The sequence below is a fragment of the Methylobacillus pratensis genome, from assembly GCF_054072455.1.
The window spans coordinates 53,940-70,284 of sequence record NZ_JBSUSR010000006.1 but is presented as its reverse complement, the minus strand read 5'-3'; the positions used below and the strand labels follow the sequence as shown (position 1 = coordinate 70,284).

The 16,345-nt window shown below is 55.8% G+C and carries 14 protein-coding genes; 3 read left to right on the top strand and 11 right to left on the bottom strand.

Translation table 11 applies throughout. The features are described 5' to 3' along the window. Positions 1–12 precede the first annotated feature (12 nt). The 11 genes from fba to ACW4YW_RS12495 form a co-directional block, all read right to left on the bottom strand. On the bottom strand, positions 13–1,062 hold the full coding sequence (gene fba, locus ACW4YW_RS12545) for a class II fructose-bisphosphate aldolase (protein WP_457137863.1): 1,050 nt from the start codon (positions 1,060–1,062) through the stop codon (positions 13–15). Positions 1,063–1,073: 11 nt separating this feature from the next. After that, complete coding sequence (gene pyk / locus ACW4YW_RS12540) at positions 1,074–2,549, bottom strand: pyruvate kinase (RefSeq protein WP_457137862.1); 1,476 nt, start codon at positions 2,547–2,549, stop codon at positions 1,074–1,076. Positions 2,550–3,007: 458 nt separating this feature from the next. Next, positions 3,008–3,232 carry a type II toxin-antitoxin system BrnA family antitoxin gene (gene brnA, locus ACW4YW_RS12535; protein WP_457137861.1) on the bottom strand — a complete coding sequence of 75 codons (225 nt, stop codon included), beginning with the start codon at positions 3,230–3,232 and terminating at the stop codon, positions 3,008–3,010. Continuing rightward, complete coding sequence (locus ACW4YW_RS12530) at positions 3,222–3,485, bottom strand: BrnT family toxin (RefSeq protein ID WP_457137860.1); 264 nt, start codon at positions 3,483–3,485, stop codon at positions 3,222–3,224. The genes brnA and ACW4YW_RS12530 overlap by 11 nt, the downstream gene beginning before the upstream one ends. A 186-nt stretch (positions 3,486–3,671) precedes the next feature. Beyond that, on the bottom strand, positions 3,672–4,502 hold the full coding sequence (locus ACW4YW_RS12525; protein ID WP_457137859.1) for a hypothetical protein: 831 nt from the start codon (positions 4,500–4,502) through the stop codon (positions 3,672–3,674). Further along, complete coding sequence (locus ACW4YW_RS12520; protein ID WP_457137858.1) at positions 4,499–6,007, bottom strand: hypothetical protein; 1,509 nt, start codon at positions 6,005–6,007, stop codon at positions 4,499–4,501. The genes ACW4YW_RS12525 and ACW4YW_RS12520 overlap by 4 nt, the downstream gene beginning before the upstream one ends. 31 nt (positions 6,008–6,038) lie before the next feature. Continuing rightward, positions 6,039–7,703 carry an OmpA family protein gene (locus ACW4YW_RS12515; protein WP_457137857.1) on the bottom strand — a complete coding sequence of 555 codons (1,665 nt, stop codon included), beginning with the start codon at positions 7,701–7,703 and terminating at the stop codon, positions 6,039–6,041. A 222-nt stretch (positions 7,704–7,925) separates the two neighbouring features. After that, positions 7,926–9,107 carry a phosphoglycerate kinase gene (locus ACW4YW_RS12510; RefSeq protein ID WP_457137856.1) on the bottom strand — a complete coding sequence of 394 codons (1,182 nt, stop codon included), beginning with the start codon at positions 9,105–9,107 and terminating at the stop codon, positions 7,926–7,928. Between the two features lie 15 nt (positions 9,108–9,122). Continuing rightward, complete coding sequence (gene gap, locus ACW4YW_RS12505) at positions 9,123–10,124, bottom strand: type I glyceraldehyde-3-phosphate dehydrogenase (protein WP_457137855.1); 1,002 nt, start codon at positions 10,122–10,124, stop codon at positions 9,123–9,125. Between the two features lie 75 nt (positions 10,125–10,199). Further along, entirely contained in the window at positions 10,200–12,191 is a 1,992-nt protein-coding gene (gene tkt / locus ACW4YW_RS12500) for a transketolase (protein WP_457137854.1), read from the bottom strand. Positions 12,192–12,436: 245 nt separating this feature from the next. Then, entirely contained in the window at positions 12,437–13,000 is a 564-nt protein-coding gene (locus ACW4YW_RS12495) for a thioredoxin family protein (protein WP_457137853.1), read from the bottom strand. A gap of 52 nt (positions 13,001–13,052) precedes the next feature. Here ACW4YW_RS12495 and ACW4YW_RS12490 point away from each other — a divergent pair, with 52 nt between their 5' ends. The 3 genes from ACW4YW_RS12490 (at position 13,053) to ACW4YW_RS12480 (ending at position 16,345) form a co-directional block, all read left to right on the top strand. After that, positions 13,053–13,790, top strand: a complete 738-nt coding sequence (locus tag ACW4YW_RS12490) for a 16S rRNA (uracil(1498)-N(3))-methyltransferase (RefSeq protein WP_457137852.1) — start codon at positions 13,053–13,055, stop codon at positions 13,788–13,790. A gap of 74 nt (positions 13,791–13,864) precedes the next feature. Further along, a complete protein-coding gene (argA, locus tag ACW4YW_RS12485) occupies positions 13,865–15,430 on the top strand; it encodes an amino-acid N-acetyltransferase (RefSeq protein WP_457137851.1) in 1,566 nt (521 codons plus the stop codon). A gap of 165 nt (positions 15,431–15,595) precedes the next feature. Continuing rightward, complete coding sequence (locus tag ACW4YW_RS12480; RefSeq protein WP_457137850.1) at positions 15,596–16,345, top strand: PEP-CTERM sorting domain-containing protein; 750 nt, start codon at positions 15,596–15,598, stop codon at positions 16,343–16,345.

Genomic DNA, 16,345 nt, shown 5'->3' with positions numbered 1-16,345 from the left:
GTGAACAGGCTCTTAGAAAGCAGCGTATCGCTGCGCCATTTTATCAAGCGGGATAGGCTGGATTTGCGCCGCATGGCCGGCAGAGCCGAATGCCTCGAAACGCTCCCGACACAAGGCTTGCATGCCACCGGTCGCGGCCGCCAGAATCTTGCGCGGGTCGAATTCCGCCTGGTGTTCCGGTTGCCCGAGAAAGCGGCGCAACGCGCCGGTAAAAGCCAGCCGCAGGTCGGTATCGATATTCACCTTGCGCACCCCGCTTCGGATGCCCTTGACGATTTCCTCCACCGGCACGCCATAGGTCTCGGGAATCTCGCCGCCATATTCGTTGATCACCCGCAGCCACTCCTGCGGTACGGAGGAAGACCCATGCATCACTAGATGCGTGTTCGGCAACCGCGCATGGATTTCGCGCAGGCGGCTGATGGAAAGCGTTTCCCCGGTGGGCGGACGCTTGAACTTGTAAGCGCCGTGCGAAGTCCCGATCGCGATCGCCAATGCATCCACGCCCGTCTGCGCGACGAAATCCACCGCCTCGTCCGGGCTGGTGAGCAACTGGCTGTGGTCTAGTAGGCCTTCCGCCCCGACGCCGTCCTCCTCGCCCGCCAGGCCTGTCTCCAGCGAGCCGAGCACGCCCAGCTCGCCTTCCACCGACACGCCCGCCGCATGCGCGGCCATCACCACCTGCCGCGTTACCTCTACATTGTAGGCATAGCTGGCCGGGGTCTTGGCGTCCTCCAGCAGGGAGCCGTCCATCATCACGCTGCTGAAGCCAGTTTTGATGGAATGCAGGCATACCGCCGGGCTGGCGCCGTGGTCCTGGTGCAGCACGATGGGGATGTGCGGATAACTGGCGATGGCCGCCCCGACCAGTTTGAGCAGGAAGACCTCGCCCGCATACTTGCGCGCCCCTGCAGACGCCTGCAGGATCACCGGGCTATTGCACGCATCCGCCGCGCGCATGATGGCCTGCACCTGCTCCAGGTTGTTGATGTTGAAGGCTGGCACGCCGTAGTCATGCTCGGCAGCGTGATCCAGCAATTGGCGTAGACTGATCAGGGCCATCGTTATCCATCCTAGGGTTGTTCACGGCTAGTGTTGCTGGCAGTTAAATGTCGCTCGCGCCTGTGCTCGCCTACCTTGACGATCTGCAGGGTATTGGTGCCGCCCGCATTGCCGATCGGCTCGCCGAACGTCAGCATCATGAGGTCGTCGCGCTGCACCGCGCCCAGCCGCAGCAATGTCTCTTCCGCATCATAGAGTATCTTGCTCAGTTCCTGGCTGGGCAGCTCGATATGGTAGGGATAGACCCCGCGGTACAGCGTCAGCTTGCGCCGCGTGTTGCGCTCCGTCGTCAAGGCGTAAATCGGCACATTAGTGTTCGAGCGTGACAGCCAGGTGACAGATGAACCTGACCGCGTCAGGGCGGCGATCGCCTTCACGTTCAAATGCTCCGCCGCATACACCGATGCCATGGCGATCGCCTCATCGATGAACTCGAACTCGTCATTGATCGGCGCCTGCAAATGGTGGCTGTCGTACTCCTTCTCCGCCTCCAGGCAGACCCGGTGCATGGCCTGGATGGACTCGACTGGATAATGCCCCACCGCCGTCTCGCCCGAGAGCATCACCGCATCGGTGCCGTCCAGCACCGCATTCGCCACATCGGAAACCTCGGCCCGGGTCGGGATCGGGCTGCTGATCATGGATTCCAGCATCTGCGTCGCCGTGATCACCAGCTTGTTGCGCATGCGCGCCGTGCGGATCATGCGCTTCTGCAAGCCGGGCACCGCCGCATCGCCCACCTCGACACCAAGGTCGCCGCGCGCCACCATGATCACATCGGCGGCATCGATAATCTCCTCCAGCGCGTCAATCGCCTCCGCGCGCTCGATCTTGGCGACAATCGCCGCATGGCCGCCCGCCTCCTCCACCAGTTGGCGCGCCAACTCGATATCCGCACCGCTACGCGGGAACGAGACGGCGATATAATCCGCCTCCAGCGCCACTGCCGTACGGATATCCTCCTGGTCCTTCAAGGTCAATGCGGGCGCAGATAGCCCGCCGCCCTGGCGGTTGATGCCCTTGTTGTTTGACAGCACCCCGCCAGCCGCCACTGTGCAATGCACCTCGCCGCCGTTCACCGTTTCGACGTTGAGCACAATTCGCCCGTCATCGAGCAGCAACACCGCGCCAGCCTCCACCTCGGATGGCAAGGTCTTGTAATCCAGCCCCACCCGCTCCTGGTTGCCCAGCTTGCATGCCGCATCGAGGATGAACTTGTCACCCACCTTGAGCAGGATGCGGTCGCTCTCGAACTTGCCGATGCGGATCTTCGGCCCCTGCAGGTCGCACAGCACCCCCACCGGCCTTCCGCTGCGCCGGCAGATATCCCGCACCAACTCGGCGCGGGCAATATGGTTTTGCGCAGACCCATGCGAGAAATTGAGCCGCACCACATCCACCCCGGCATCCATCAGCCGCTCGATCACCGCCTCATCGCTGGAAGCCGGCCCCAGCGTCGCCACAATCTTGGTTTTACGTAATGCCATGACATCCTTTCCTTGCGATTGCTCAGGAATTCATCTTAATGCTGACAGCGTTTGGGGGGAATCGTGCATATCTTGTGCCACAAGAATGGCAAGAATAGTATTGGCGTGTGTCAAATGATCTAGCAGTACATCTTCAGGAAAAATAATGACAGAATCCCGCTTGCTCGTTGGCTGTCGATCCGCAGAGCATCATTACCATTTGAAGCAAAATATTTAAAGAGTCATGCACAACACGACAATTGAATTTTTCATGCATCCGCTCCAAGCAGTTAATACGCTAAGAGCCTGTTCACGAGATCGCGGCTCAGTGGCCGGGATGACAATCCATCATGGGTAAACAACGGTGCAATGGCTTTGGTGATGAAAAGATTGTGAGGAGGCTCTGAGAAATCCTGCCACTTGGTCATCACTCGCATAGACAAAAAATCAAGCCCCACGCACATAAGCAATGTATTTACTCAACCAACCTTCTCGAGGCGTTCTGCAAGCCATACCTTAATAATCGATTGCCTGGTAACACCCAGCTTTCCAGCCTCCCGATCAAGAGACTCAATCATCCATGTTGGAAAATCAACATTGACACGCTTTTGCGCATGCAGGACGCGCTTTGCCTTTGACAAATCCAACGAAGCAGTAATATCAACATCCTCATCAAACTGCTGCTCAAAATCTTTAGCTTTCATACAATGCCACCTCCTCGGTGCGTGAGCGACGGACGGAAATCAGTCTGATATTGGTATCTCTATAAGTGATAATCGCTGACCAGTGTTTGCCATGGATCAACCCTATCATGAGATATCTCGGCTCATCTTCTGTTTTTGCAGGAATCTCCAATAAGTTTGGATCGTTCCACAGCGCTTGCGCATCAACAAAACTGATACCGTGCTTTAGAAGATTAGACTGACTTTTTACCGGGTCAAACTCAAAAGTTAACATGGTATAAAAAATATACCTTTTCCAAGAAACAATCAATCATATTGAGGTTGTCTTCACTAAGAAAAACACTAGACTGAGCTTGTTGCACTACATGACTCAAGACGTACAAATACGCGAGGTCACTATATTTTGTTTGGGATTGATGCCCTGAAGTTAAGAAACAAGCCAACTCCCAAACCTGTTTTTTTACCTTATCGAATTCAGCAAGGCTGGTTGCCCAAACTCCAACAATTGCGCATTGGAGCGCTGAAAATATTGTTTCCAGAAGTTTTCCAGCGCCTGCATGGTCTGAGGAGAACGGTACACTGCTTTAGCCCTGGCATCATCCGCCAACAAGCCGGCTCCAATTACATACACCCTCGCACCAGCAAAGTCACCAAACAATCCTTGCTTTTCAACCAGCGCCAACTCTTTCTCCGGTTGAATGGTACGCACAGCCTGATTGATATAAAAACTCGTGACCGAAGAGTTTTCAAGCATATCCGAAGCTACCAGTACGACTTTCTGGCTTGCCTTCGACTGGCGTACCCGGTTGGAAATATCTTTCAGACTTCCGATCACATCCGACTTAGGAATGGATGCGCTGCTTCCTCCAAACGCTTTCTTTAATGCTGCCCCAGCCAGTTGCGACGCCTGTTTTGGCTGATTGGCCGTGCATTGATCAAACTTGGCCAATACCGGCTTGGAGATATCATTTCTGGCATCCTGATCAATGAGCGGATCAAGGCTGCCCGCAGTCAACACCTCCGTGTACTGCCCCTGCGTATAAGCTGAAAAGCGGATAACGGAAAATGCATTGTTCGCACTCAGGAATGGCCGCAGATTATTCGCAATAGACTGCTTCAGCGCATTGTCAAACACCGTAGTCTGGTCTATCACTACAAAAATCTCAGTAGCTGGCTTCAAGCTTGGAGAAGGGAGCTTGGCATGATAGCAGGCAAGCACAGCCCCGCCTGCTTGCGCTAGTCCGGCTACTCCCAGCAATATTCCGGCAACTGCAGGTTTTATATATTTCATAACAAATCATCCAGCTCTGAATCCAGCTTGGAACGGCTTGCCTTCTCTTGCTCAGCCAGCCTGGCATTCTTGATTGCCTCCAACACTTCCTGTTGCAAGGTGGCTGGCAAACCATGAATAAAATCCTTCTTTGCATTTTTATCCTGCAAGCTATCAAGGGTGCGCAAGGCCTCCTGTAGTGAAACTGCCGCACTCAAATCCTGAGCATCCGCAACAACAGGCTTGGACTGACGCGCCTCAGCCTGCCGCTGCGTATGTTGACGCTGGCTTTCTCTATCCTTGGCTTCCTCTTGACGGCTCAGTTCCAGGAAATCATAAAAACTTTTACTGGTATGCATGCCATCGGTGCCATGCTGAGCGTTTCTATCCATCAATTTTTGTTGCAGCGTTTCGAGCTTGGACTGCGCAGTATCAGTAATTTCCTGGTAGTGCTCGCGAACATCAGCGTAAGTGTTATAGCGGCCATAACCGATATCGGCAAATGCTGCTGCGCTATTCTGGCCGGCAAAGCCCCAGCGATGCCCGAATATCACCCCAAGAATTTGCAGGAACACGAATACAAATGCCAGCACGATGAACGTTGCCCAGCCGCCATGGCGGTCTATGGAGGTTTCATCCTGAAGCGCCTTCTCCACTGCCGCTTGGTTTTGAGCCAGATCAGCTTCGGGCAATGCAAAATCGTTTGAAAAATCCAGCCCATCTGCATTACTGACAGCCGCAGCCTGACTAGCTCCCACCACTTCTTGGTGCAAGGACTTCTCCAACACTTGACCACGAACGTATGTCGCGAACACCGCAACAGAAATCACAAACACAACAGTGAGAATGGTAATTTTGTAACTAGGGTGAGTCCCCACACGATTACATAATTGAGTATAGCGCGGCTGATCGTCATCAATCGATTGAGGCTTCGCCAGGGGAACAGTCCCCGTCGTGAGCTTGTGCTTGCGACCATCTTCCGCCCACTCGCGCCGCGCATGCGCAATTTTTCCCGACTTGTATAGTTCATGCCCCGCGAAGTGGGTCAAGGCAACCAGGATGATTGATATCAGGAATGCAATACCGTAAGCGCCGGTCTGCTGCAGGTTTTCACTTGCACCTGGCAAGGTATACCCGGCCAGTACGTAGCTGAAGCCCATTGCCTCTACAAACACCATGGCCACGGTCAGTACCCATATCCACATGGGAATAGCCTTGCGGCCGTTATCCCCGGCTTTAGTCAAGTATTCAATCTTGTCATTAAAATCCTGCTCATTCTGAATGCGGATAAATTTCTTATAATCTCGGCAAAGGGACTTTTCCGCCTTGAACCATGAGGAATTGATCACATCGCGATTGAGGTCTTTCGATAGCGTATTGATTCGACCGATCACCGGGAAACTCATCCAGGTGTTAAGCCACCACCATTTCAATTTTTCCCATAACGCCACCACGACGATCAAGGCAATCATGGTGCTGACCACGCTCCAGGCCAGCAATGGATAGGTTGCAAAGAACTCTTTCATACTATTCCCCCCTTAACTTATTCTTATTGAATTACTTTTTAACATTGACCATTTTAGGCTTGAAATCCACTACATAATCACTGCCGGCCCGGCTGTAAAGTATCTTGCCACCCTTCGTTTCGGTGGCACTGCCTTGCGGCCAGAGAATATCCATGCACTTAATGCCAGCTTCACCCTCCGCAAACACGCGATACAGCAAGCCATTGCTCCCCTGATACGTATTGACGGCTGGATTTAGCTCCACGTCCGCCTTGGCATTCGCTTTGGAAGCATCATACCGTGTATACACCTTCAGTTCTGGGGCATTGGCAGGTGCCGCGCCATCGCGGAGGACGGACACTTTGTTCAGCACAACCAAGTGCCCGCCTACGTTATCGTACCAACTGCGCCCATATAAACCAGGTAAATGTTCACTGGTTGCGACTGCTTTATCCCCCTTCAGGGACTTAACCGCGCCAGTTTGGCGTGGACGATCCAGGTCGCAGGTTCGGATCGCCGACATATCGCTCGCCTGTGCTTCGCTGATCAGACGTAAACCGTTGCTGGGAGATTTGACTTCTCCCACATCCAGGCTCGCCACCTGCGAATTAAAAGGCACACCGCCAAAATCAATAGCATGAGAAGCAACCATCGTGACTGGCGCCACGGTCTTTGGCACAACCTTCTTCACATCCCTGGAGGCAGGTGGTGGAGCACTCTTGGAAACAGCTTTATCAACCGTTTTTGCACTGCCTGATTTCACCATGACAGGATTGGATCCGGCCTGTTTCACAGGGGCTGCCACCGGCTCGGCCGGCCGATAATACGCGGTATTGGCATGACGTGTTTGCAAATAAAGATTAAACACTTCTTCATTGCTGAGATCGACGATTTCGACCCGCCGATTTTTGGCACGCCCTTCATCAGTCCGGTTATCTGCAACAGGCAGCGTCTCCCCTGCCCCTTGATAATAGAGTTGCTCTTCGGCAACGCCATTGGTTTTGAACAAAGCAGCCACGGCACGGGCACGTTTTTCCGAAAGCTCCGCATTCAATTTCGTATTGCCAGTATCATCAGTATGCCCGATCAATAGGACTCTCTTCCCTTTGAACGCTTGCGCTACCTTGTCTTTTTCCTGCTGCGTGGCATTGGGGCCCAAAGCATCAAGCTGTGTTTTTAACGAATATTGGCGTGCAATTTCCGCGAAATGTATATTGGCATTCGGCTCGAGAATGGCGGAACCGCTCTGAAACTGGGGTTTGTCATTCACATCGACCACGGATACCGACAAACCTACTTTCTGTGGTTGTTTCACGCTGGAAACATTGGCTTCGGTCGCCTGCACTTCTATGGGAGTGACCTGCATGTCCAAGTCGTATTTTTTTTGAATCTTGGCCAATTCGCACTGACGCTTATCCACTTCAGATCCGATCAAGCCGCCCAGCGCTCCGCCCAGCCCCAGCCCGATGGCAGTGCCCAAGGCTTTGTTACTGCCGCTCACCTTATTGCCAATCAACCCTCCTATCAACGCACCGGCAACAATGCCAATATTTCGGGCATTGTTGGCGCAAGGATCATCACTCGCGAACGTTTGTTTAAAAGTTTCACCAAGCGATGGCTTACCTGTTTTTGGATCCGTGGTAACACAACTCTGTAGCCCCAAGGAAAGAGAAACGATAATCGCAGTCCATTTTTTGGGATATGGTACGTGTGACAATCTAATGAGCCCCTTAAAATTAAGCAAAATGCCAAGTTGTTATTAGTTTAGTAAGTTCAAGTTTGAGTATTGAACACCGGCCTGTCAACTCAAGCCATGCAATTTCCAGCCACAACTCATACATGACGTCAAAATATAGCGCATATCGCTCAACTTCATAGGCCGAGAGAAAAACCAAAGGGGCCAGAAGGCCCCTTTGGTTCTTATCAATTCAACAATTGCTTAACCGTTGGCACGCTGCTCCAGAATTTCCACCGCCGGCAATTTCTTGCCTTCGAGGAACTCCAGGAACGCCCCGCCTGCCGTCGAGATATAAGACACCTTGTCATAGATATCGTATTTCTGGATCGCAGCAATGGTGTCGCCGCCGCCGGCCAGGGTGAAGGCCTTGGTCTTGGCGATGGCGTCGGCGATGGTCTTGGTGCCTTCGCCGAATTGGTCGAACTCGAATACGCCGACCGGGCCGTTCCAGACCACGGTGCCCGCATTGAGGATAATCTCGGCAAGCTGCTTGGCGGACTCGGGGCCGATGTCGAAGATCATGTCGTCGTCGGCCACGTCATCCGCCGACTTGAGCACGGCAGGCTCATTGGCATCGAACTGCTTGCCGCAGACCACATCCAACGCGATCGGCACGGCCGCACCGCGTTTTGCCATTTTCTCCATCAGGCATTGCGCGGTAGGCACCAGGTCGTCCTCGTTCAGTGAACGGCCGATCGGTTTGCCGGCCGCCTTGAGGAAGGTATTGGCGATACCGCCGCCGACCACGAGCTGGTCCACCTTCTCAGCCAGGCTTTCCAGCACGGTGAGCTTGGTCGAGACCTTGGAGCCGCCGACAATCGCGACCATGGGGCGGGCGGGCTCGCACAGGGCCTGGCCCAGCGCATCCAGCTCGCCTACCAGCAGCAAGCCGGCCGCGGCGACAGGCGCATATTGCGCTACACCGTAGGTGGAAGCTTCCGCGCGGTGGGCCGTGCCGAAAGCGTCCATCACGAACACGTCGCAGAGCGCGGCATATTTGCGTGCGGTTTCTTCGACGTTCTTTTTCTCGCCCTTGTTGAAGCGGCAGTTTTCCAGCAAGACCACTTCGCCCTCGGCCACTTCAAAGCCGCCATCCACCCAATCCTTGATCAGTCGCACCGGCTGGCCGAGCTGTTCGGCCAGCACGTCAGCCACGGGCTGCAAGGAGTTTTCCTCGGAATATACGCCTTCTTCCGGGCGGCCGAGGTGGGAAGTCACCATGACGCGAGCCTTGGCATCCAGGGCGTGGCGTATAGTGGGAATGGAAGCAGTGATACGCGCGTCGGAAGTGACTTTGCCATCGCTGACCGGCACGTTGAGGTCGGCGCGGATGAAGACGCGCTTGCCCGCGAGGTCGAGCTCCGTCATGTTGATTACGGTCATCGCTTGCTCCCCGGCCTAGCTGGCAATGTGACGCACCAGGCGCATCATGTTGCAGGTGTAGCCGTATTCATTGTCGTACCAGGCCACAATCTTGACGAAGGTCGGGTCGAGCTGGATACCGGCGTCGGCGTCGAAAATCGATGGGTAGGCGTTGCCACGGAAATCGGTGGAAACCACTTTCTCGTCAGTAAAGCCGAGTACGCCCTTGAGCGGACCGCTTTCGGAAGCTGCCTTCATCGCAGCGACGATCTGCTCGTAGGTTGTTTCCTTGTTCAGTTCCACGGTCAGGTCAACCACGGATACGTCGCTGGTCGGGATGCGGAATGCCATGCCGGTCAGCTTCTTGTTCAGTTCCGGGATCACCTTGCCCACGGCCTTGGCTGCGCCGGTGGAGGAGGGAATGATGTTTTCCAGGATGCCGCGGCCGCCGCGCCAATCCTTGTTGGATGGGCCGTCCACGGTCTTCTGCGTGGCAGTTGCCGCATGCACAGTGGTCATCAGGCCGCGCTTGATGCCGAAATTGTCCTGCAATACCTTGGCGACCGGCGCCAAGCCGTTGGTGGTGCAAGACGCTGCGGAAACGATGGCTTGGCCCTTGTAGGTGTCATGGTTCACGCCATAGACGAACATGGGGGTGTCGTCCTTGGACGGTGCGGACTGCACGACTTTCTTGGCGCCCGCGTCAATGTGTTTCTGGCAGGTTTCTTCGGTCAGGAAGAAGCCGGTACACTCGACCACGACGTCCACGCCGACCTCGCCCCACTTGAGGTTTGCAGGGTCACGCTCGGCAGTCAGGCGGATGGTCTTGCCGTTCACGACCAGGTTGTTGCCGCTGACGGCAACGTCGCCATCGAAGCGGCCGTGCACGGAATCGTGCTTGAGCATGTAAGCCAAGTAGTCGGGCTCGAGCAAATCATTGATCGCCACGACCTCGATATCAGTAAAATCCTTGATCGCCGCGCGGAACGCCATGCGGCCGATACGGCCAAAGCCGTTGATGCCAACCTTGATTGTCATAGGGTTTTCCTCTCTATGAAAAACAAAAAGGGAGCCAGTAACACTGGCCCCCTTTTTTTCAGTTAGTTCACGCCATTACAGCACGGACTTGACGGTGTTCACTACGTTTTCAACAGTGAAGCCGAAGTGCTTGAACAGTGCGCCACCTGGAGCGGATTCGCCGAAGGTGTCGATACCGACCACAGCGCCTTCGAGGCCGACGTACTTGCGCCAGAAGTCGGTCACGCCGGCTTCAACGGCCACGCGCTTCACGCCTGGAGTCAATACGCTGTCCTTGTAGGTCTGGTCTTGGCGGTCGAACACGTTGGTGGATGGCATGGAAACCACGCGCACCTTGGTGCCGGCAGCGTTCAGCTCTGCAGCAGCCTTGATTGCCAGGTCGAGCTCGGAACCGGTGCCGATAAGGATCACGTCTGCCTTGCCTTCCACGTCGGAGAATACATAACCGCCCTTGCGGATCAGTTCGAAGTGCTTCTCGTCGTGCTTGATGCCAGGCACGTTCTGGCGGCTCAGCACCAGGCTGGATGGACCGTCCTTGCGCTCGATGGCAGCAACCCAGGAGATTGCAGTTTCAACGGAATCAGCAGGACGCCATACATCCATACGAGGAATGTAACGCAGGCCGGCAGTGTTCTCGATTGGCTGGTGAGTAGGACCATCTTCGCCCTGGCCGATGGAGTCGTGAGTCAACACGGCGATAGTGCGTTGCTTCATCAATGCAGCCATACGCAGCGCGTTCTTCGCGTAGTCGGAGAACATGTGGAAAGTACCGCCGAATGGCAATACGCCACCGTGCAGCGCCATACCGTTCATGATCGCGTACATACCGAACTCACGTACACCGTAGGAGATGTAGTTACCTGGTTCCTTGCCGCTCACGTGCTTGAAGCCGGAGTAGCTGGTCAGGTTGGAGCCAGTCAAGTCGGCGGAACCGCCGATGAACTCTGGCAATACCGGAGCCAGTGCAGCAATCGCGTTCTGGGAAGCCTTGCGGGTTGCAACGCCTTCAGCCTTCTCGTTGGTTGCCTTAATGAAAGCGTCAGTCACTTCCTTCCAGTTTGCTGGCAGTTCGCCTGCGAAACGGCGCTTGAACTCGGCAGCTTCCGCTGGGTAGATCTTGGCGTAAGCTTCGAACTTGGCGTTCCAGTCGTTTTCAAGCTTGGAACCCTTTTCCTTGCCATCCCAGCCTGCGTAAACTTCTTCAGGGATAACGAATGGCTCGTGTGTCCAGCCCAGCGCTTCACGGGTTGCAGCCACTTCTTCCAGGCCCAGTGCGGAACCGTGGCAGTCGTGGGAACCGCACTTGTTCGGGGAACCCTTGCCGATGATGGTCTTGGCAGCGATGAAGGTTGGCTTGTCCTTGACCTTCTTGGCTTCCTGGATCGCGGCATCAACCGCTGCAGGATCGTGGCCATCAACGTTAGGAATGACGTGCCAGCCATAAGCCTCGAAACGCTTGGCGGTGTCGTCTGTGTACCAGCCTTCGATGTGACCGTCGATGGAGATGCCATTGTCATCCCAGATGGCGATCAGCTTGCCCAGGCCCCATGTACCAGCCAATGCGGCGGCTTCGTGGGAAACGCCTTCCATCAGACAGCCGTCGCCGAGGAATACGTAGGTGTAGTGGTCAACGATCTCGTGGCCTGGCTTGTTGAACTGGTCTGCCAGCAACTTTTCAGCCATCGCGAAACCGACCGCGTTGGTGATGCCTTGGCCCAGGGGACCGGTGGTGGTTTCAATGCCAGGTGCGTAGCCGTATTCTGGGTGGCCGGCGCAACGGGAATGCAGTTGACGGAAAGTCTTGATGTCTTCGATACCCAGATCGTAGCCTGTCAGGTGCAACAGGGAGTAGATCAACATCGAGCCATGGCCGTTGGACAGGATGAAACGGTCACGGTCAGCCCAGTTAGGGTTGGTTGGGTTGTGGCGCAGATGGTGGTTCCAGAGAACCTCTGCGATGTCTGCCATGCCCATCGGTGCACCAGGGTGTCCAGAATTTGCCTTCTGAACTGCGTCCATGGATAACACGCGGATGGCATTTGCCAATTCTTGACGAGTTGCTGCCATACATATCTCCCTACGGTTGAAGAGAAAAAGGCTTCACCAGCACAGGAAAGGCTGGAGGAAGCCTCACTCAAATTCTTGAAAACCCCTTTGAATCGACGGAATGCGGAAACTGTTGCAAGCCACAGTTCCGAAGAGGTATTTAGCCCATAATTATTCCTTAGATGAGCGGTTTCAGCAATACCAACGATGAATGTTGATGCCAATGCTGATATCTGAAGTAACGCCCCATTTCCCTAGCAGACCAATTAGACAGGCTCCCGCCACTTGATGGAGCATCCGATCGACGGCACTTGCTCGACCGGGCCGCGCCCTGTCTCGGCGACATGCCGCATGGCGTCGAAAAGATCACGGGTCGGGTTCTCCACCGGCGTCATCACGCGCCCCTGGTTGTCGAAGCGCCCGCGGTATTGCAGCTCAAGATGCGCATTGAAGCCGAAGAAGTCCGGCGTGCACACCGCGCCATACGCCTTGGCGACTTCCTGGCTTTCATCGAAGAGGTAGGGGAAGGGGAAATGAAACTCGCGGGCGACCTCCGCCATTTTCTCGAAAGAGTCCTCGGGATAAGCCTCTGCGTCATTCGAGGAAATCGCGACGGTATTGATGCCCAGTTCGCGCAACGCGCGCGCATCCGCCACCAGCCGTTCCCTGATGGCCTGCACATACGGGCAATGATTGCAGATGAACATCACCAGCGTGCCGTTGACCCCCTTCGCCTCGGCCAACGACCAATGCCTGCCATCCACGCCAGGCAGGTTGAAATCAGGCGCTTTCCAGCCAAAATCACACACTGGCGGGTTCAGACTTGCCATAATGCCTACTCCTTCAATTAGAATTATTCACCTTCAATACTACCACCACGTCATGACAATTCCTCGCTTTTACCACCCTGGAGCGCTTACCCCCGGCAGCGAGACGGCATTGCCAGACAATGCGGCGATCCATGCCAGCAAGGCCCTGCGCATGCAAGCGGGAGACCATGCGGTCCTGTTCAATGGCGATGGGCAGAACTACCTGGGCAAGATAACCTCCATCCGCAAGCAGGAGGTACGGCTCGGTATATTGGAAGCGCAGCCCTGCCAGACGGAATCCCCTCTGAAGATCACGCTGGCCCAGGCGATCTCTTCCGGTGACCGCATGGATTTCACGATCCAGAAAGCGGTGGAAATGGGCGTATCCTTTATCCAGCCGATCGCCAGCCAGCGCAGCATCGTCAAGCTTGCTGGCGATCGCGCCGAGAAACGCCGCGAGCATTGGCAGAATGTGGCAATCTCCGCCTGCGAGCAGTCAGGGCGCGCCTACATACCCAGCGTGGCACCCGCGATCGGCCTGCCAGAATGGCTGGCGCAAAAGCCGGAGGCAGACGCATACATCACCCTGGCCCCCGATGCTCCAGCCGCGCTCGCGCAAACCAGCCCGCCCGGAAACAATATTTGCCTGCTGATCGGCCCTGAAGGCGGCCTGACCGACCACGAAATCGAGCTGGCTGCCCAGCATGGCTTCGCCCTTGTGCGCATGGGGCCGCGCATTCTGCGCACGGAAACCGCCGCATTGGCCGCCATTGCCAGCATGCAGGCGCTGTGGGGGGACTTTACCCGCTGATGCAGATCAAAATTGCATTAAAAGGCCTTTTGCTATAAAAATATGCCTTAAACGCAAAATCAGGACCCATACCCATGGCTTTAGGCAGCGCAATCCGCAAACGCCGCAAGGCACTCAACATGACGCTGCAGGAGCTTGCGCGCAAGGTCAACGCCAATAGCGGCAACCTTTCACGCATCGAGCGTGGGGCGCAGGGCGTTTCCGAGGTCATGCTGCGCAAACTCTGCACCGCGCTGGATTGCACCGCCGCCCACCTTTATGCGCAAAGTGACGCGGAAAGTGGCAACAGCACCAACACGTCCCGCCTGACCCTGCACCAGCCCCAGGAATTCGTGCGCTGGTTCCGTGCCGCCGCTCCTTATATCCACGCTTTCGGCGGACGCACCTTCGTTATCGCCTTCGGCGGCGAAGTGGTGGACGACGGCCAGTTCGTCGCCCTCTCGCACGACCTCAACCTGCTTGCCAGCCTGGAAGTGCGGCTGGTGCTGGTGCACGGCGCGCGTCCGCAAATCGAGAGCCGCCTCCGGCGCGCCAAGCTGCAGACCAAGCTGGTCAACGGCCTGCGCGTCACCGATGACGAAGCCATGGAGGCGGTGAAGGAAGCCAATGGCGCCGTACGTGTCGAGATCGAGTCGCTGTTGTCCATGGGACTGATCAATTCCCCGATGGCCGGCGCGGACATCCGGGTCGCGAGCGGCAACTTCGTCACCGCCAAGCCGCTGGGAGTGCGCGAAGGCATAGACCTGCAGCATACCGGCGAGGTCCGCAAGGTCGATGCGATCGGCATCCAGAAGCGCCTGGACGACGGAGAACTGGTGCTGCTTTCCCCATTGGGCTATTCACCCACGGGAGAAGTGTTCAACCTGACCCTTGAGGACGTTGCCACCAGCGCCGCCATTGCGCTGGATGCCGATAAGCTGATTTTCCTCATGGACTCCAGCGGGGTGCACAATATCCGCGGGGAATTGCTGCGGGAAATGACTACCGACAAGGCCAGGAACCTGTTGCGCCATATCGGCGACAACGTTGCCCAGCAGATCACCGAAGATGAATTCTATTACCTCCCGGCCGCGGTCCGCGCCTGCGGACAGGGCGTGGCGCGCACGCACCTGATCAGCCGCCATGTGGACGGGGCGATCCTGCAGGAACTCTTCACCCATGACGGCATAGGCACCATGGTCACGGAAGACCCGCTGGAAGCCATGCGGCCTGCGGATATTGGCGACGTGGGCGGTATATTGCAACTGATCGAGCCGCTGGAGAACGAAGGGATACTGGTCAGACGCGGACGGGAGCGCCTGGAAATGGAGATCAGCCACTTCCACGTCATGGAGCACGACGGCAAGATCATCGGCTGCGCAGCGCTCTACCCGTTCCCCGGCACCAAGACCGCGGAGCTCGCCTGCATGGCCATTCACTCCTCGTTCCGCCGCGGCGGGCGCGGCGACCGCCTGCTCAGTTATTGCGAAGAGCAGGCCCGCGAACTCCGCCTGCAATCCATCTTCGTCCTCACCACGCGCACCGAGCACTGGTTCCTCGAACGGGGCTTTATCGAAACCGGCGTGGAGCAACTACCAGGCGAAAAACAGAAGTTGTACAACCTGCAGCGCCGCTCCAAGGTCTTCATCAAGCATATTTGAGCCATTCATTTTCCCAAAATGGAAAATAAAGTGTTGACCTTTTAAATGAGAATAATTACTATTAATTGTCGATTATGGAAATAATACTGATTCCCATTAATTGATACTTTAGTGCCGGTCACGCTCATAGTGCTCAGGCTCTCAACCAGATTCAAGGGGAAATAAATGAAAATTGCTTACACTCAAAGTATCCTTGCTTTAAGCTTGCTCGCTGCAACATCCTTCGCCCAGGCGGCAACTTCTACCAGCCAGTATTTTTCCGACGTCGACGGCTCTGCAGCGACAGACGGCTTCAATCAACTGACAGCTTCCCGTCTAGGCAGCGGCGCAACCGGCATCCAAGCCATTGTTGACGGCATCAACAGCAACGCACCTGCCGGTGATGCCGTATTCAAACGCACTTACGGCAATGCATATCCAGCATCGTTGGGCCTGTATCAATGGTCCGGCACGGATTACTCTTTATTCAGCATTACCGATAACACATTGATTTCGGATCTCGGTTCCATCGTGTTCCAAAGTGAATTGTTCCCGGGCGGCAATCAGTCTCTCGGCGGGCAAAGCGGCCTTGCCGCTGCGATTTCCGATGTGTATCTAAGCTATAACGGCGGCAATCAACTGCTGGCGGCGAGCAGCTTTACCTTATCAGATGCTCCAGTGGATGAAAACTCTCCTTTCTGGGATCCTGAAAACCCAGTCGCTGAAGGCGCAGTTGGCTATTTCACTTGGGACTTTAGCGGCATCAGCGAGCCGATCACTTCTTATGAAATTTCATTCCTGGCGCACCTGCACAGCAGTGTCGTAGCATTCCAGGTTGACCAGATCGCTGCCGCGGTACCCGAACCTTCCGCTTATGCATTGATGCTTGGCGGCTTGGCATTGGTTGGCTTCGCAGCCCGCCGCAAGAAGGCCTGA